2 protein-coding genes are annotated in these 2,359 nt (G+C 71.3%); both read right to left on the bottom strand.

Going from position 1 to position 2,359, the window contains the following annotated elements:
• Window positions 1–153: 153 nt before the first annotated feature.
• Window positions 154–684 (bottom strand): DoxX family protein, encoded by a 531-nt coding sequence (locus FNH04_RS44925; RefSeq protein ID WP_152791989.1) that lies wholly within the window; start codon window positions 682–684, stop codon window positions 154–156.
• Window positions 685–880: 196 nt separating this feature from the next.
• Window positions 881–2,152, bottom strand: a complete 1,272-nt coding sequence (locus tag FNH04_RS44930) for a hypothetical protein (protein ID WP_322725684.1) — start codon at window positions 2,150–2,152, stop codon at window positions 881–883.
• Between the last annotated feature and the right edge of the window lie 207 nt (window positions 2,153–2,359).

Genomic DNA, 2,359 nt, shown 5'->3' on the forward strand with positions numbered 1-2,359 from the left:
GGGGTGTGGGTCGACTCGGCGTTGCGGCCCGCCCGAGTGCAGGGGCGCCCGGCACAGGAGCGCCCCCGTACACAGTGCGGGGATGCTCCGTGTACAGGGGCGACGGGGTGCACGGAAGGCCCGCCTTGGGGAGGTCGTCGGCGGGTCGGTGGTTCAGCGGTAGGCGCCTGCTCGGTGCCTGCGGCGGTTACGGAAGGCCGCGTCGATCGAGAGGACCGGGGCGCCGGCGAGGACGATGGGAAGCCAGGCCATGAGGTAGGGAAGGTCGTTGCCGTAGTAGTAGGGGCTGGCGGCCCAGCTCACCGTCAGCCAGAGGCTGAGGGAGATCAGGACGCCGCCGAACGCCGCGAGGCGGGAGAGGATACCGAGCAGGGTGCCGATGCCTACGGCGAGTTCACCGAAGGCGATGGCGTAGCCGAAGCCGACGGGGTTCTTCAGGGAGAGGTCGACGAGGGCCGGGATCGCCGAGGAGTCGCGGACCGCGCGCATCATGTCGCCGATCGAGCCGGCGCCGGCTTCGGACATGAACGCGCTGTCGGTGAGTTTGTCCAGGCCGGCGTAGATGAAGGTGACGCCGAGGAAGACCCTCAGCGGCAGCAGGGCGTAGCGGGTGGCGGTGTCCCGCCAGTCCCGGTCGCCATCGAGATAGGGGGCCTGCGTGTCCGAACGAATACTGTGAGTCATGACTCTTCGCCGCCTCTCGCCGCGTGCCGTTGACCCCTCAACAGACCATACGTACGAAAGGGGGGTGCCGCTCAATGAGTCACCCCTGGTTTTTCTGTAAAGCTTGCCTTTCGTGGCGCCTTTGGGGGCCTTTATCAGTACTTCTCTGGCGGCTTCCGTACAGCTCAGGCCGCTCTGGACTCGGTGAACCCGTGGTTCAGTCGGTCACCTCGATGGCGTACCGGTTGGTCTCCGCCCCCGCGGCGGTCACCACCTGGACCTCCACCCGGCCGGGCTCCACATCGGCGGGGACCGGCACGGTGAGGACGGCGTCCGTGGGGTTGCTGAAGCCGCCGACGACGGGGACGAGCGGAACGTGGACATGGACGGCGCCGATACGGACGACCATCCGGGAGAGGCGGTCCGCGGCCTGGGCGCCCGGCGGGACGAAGCCGGCGCCGCGGATCTCGATGTCGTCGCCGGTGCGGATGGGCGCGTCGAGGTCGCCGGCTTCGCGGGCCCGGACCACGGAGAGGATCACCGGTCGACCGCCCTCCGCGTACTTGCCGGCGAGGTATGTGGCCGCCGAGACCAGGACGAGCAGGGCCAGTCCCCAGGGCAGGTCGGGGAGTTGGTCGGGGCGACGGGCCAGGCGTACGGCCGCGAAGACCAGTGCGACGGTGCTGACCACCACGTACTGGATATCGGTGAAGCTGCCCCGGCCGGAGTCGTCGGTCAGAAGGTCGGCAGCACGGGGGCGGTACGCGCCGACCTTCTGCAGGCGCTGGCCGAGGACGCGCAGACCGACCACCCGCCGTACCAGTACGGCGATCCCGCACACCACCGCAAGGACGGTGACGATGCCGGCGCCCCGGGCGAGTTCGAGCCCGGCGATCAGCGCGTCCCGGTCGTCGTGGTCCGAGGCGGCGGCCAGTTGCCCGACCAGTACGAGGACGGCGTATCCGGCGAGCAGTACCCAGCTCGCGGCGACCGCACGGGAGGTGGACAGCCGGTTGTCCTCGCCGATCACCGGTGCCGGCGCACCGCCCCGCGCGCGGTGCAGATACCCGGCGCCTGTCAGGGCCAGGCCCGTCAGCAGCGCGGCCAGCAGTCCGGCCGTGCGCGCCACCGTCCAGCCCGCACCGATCGCGGTGAGCACCTGGACCAGGAACAGAAGCAGGACGGCGCTCCATACGACGTATGCGGTACGGAGCCACAGGCGCTGCAGCCAGGCCTCGCCCTCCGCCCGGCCGCGTTCGGCGACGAGGGCGGCGGACTGGGTGAGTTCGTCGGAGACCCACTGGCGGGACGCCGACGCGGAGTGCGCGACCGCCGCGGGCAGCCCCTGCCCGGATGCGAACTCCTCGCGTTTGAGCAGGAACGCGGCGACCGCGCGCCGGTGTCCCTCACGTGCCCCGTGCGGGCAGTCCCCGCACGTGCAGCCGCCTTCGTGGGCGCCCGCGCCCTGTCTCGCCTCCTGCACCGCCACGCCCGAGCCCGCCCTTTCCCGCGCCGCTTCCGCCCCGTACGCCTGCGCCCTGCGACAGCCGTACCACTACCGTGCGATGAGAGCGCATTGTGCCGTACGGAACACAGCACCCGTCCGGCAGGTCCGGTCAGCACCGGGTGAAGGCCGGGGGGCCGGGTTGACCAGGGCGGCAGCGCCCAGGACCGAGTCCCGGGAGGGGAAACGGGG

Source organism: Streptomyces phyllanthi (assembly GCF_009377205.1).
GTDB classification, from domain to species: domain Bacteria; phylum Actinomycetota; class Actinomycetes; order Streptomycetales; family Streptomycetaceae; genus Streptomyces; species Streptomyces phyllanthi.

Coding starts and splice junctions, on each gene's coding strand:
- FNH04_RS44925 (WP_152791989.1), bottom strand. CDS start 684: ATGACTCACAGTATTCGTTCGGACACGCAGGCCCCCTATCTCGATGGC.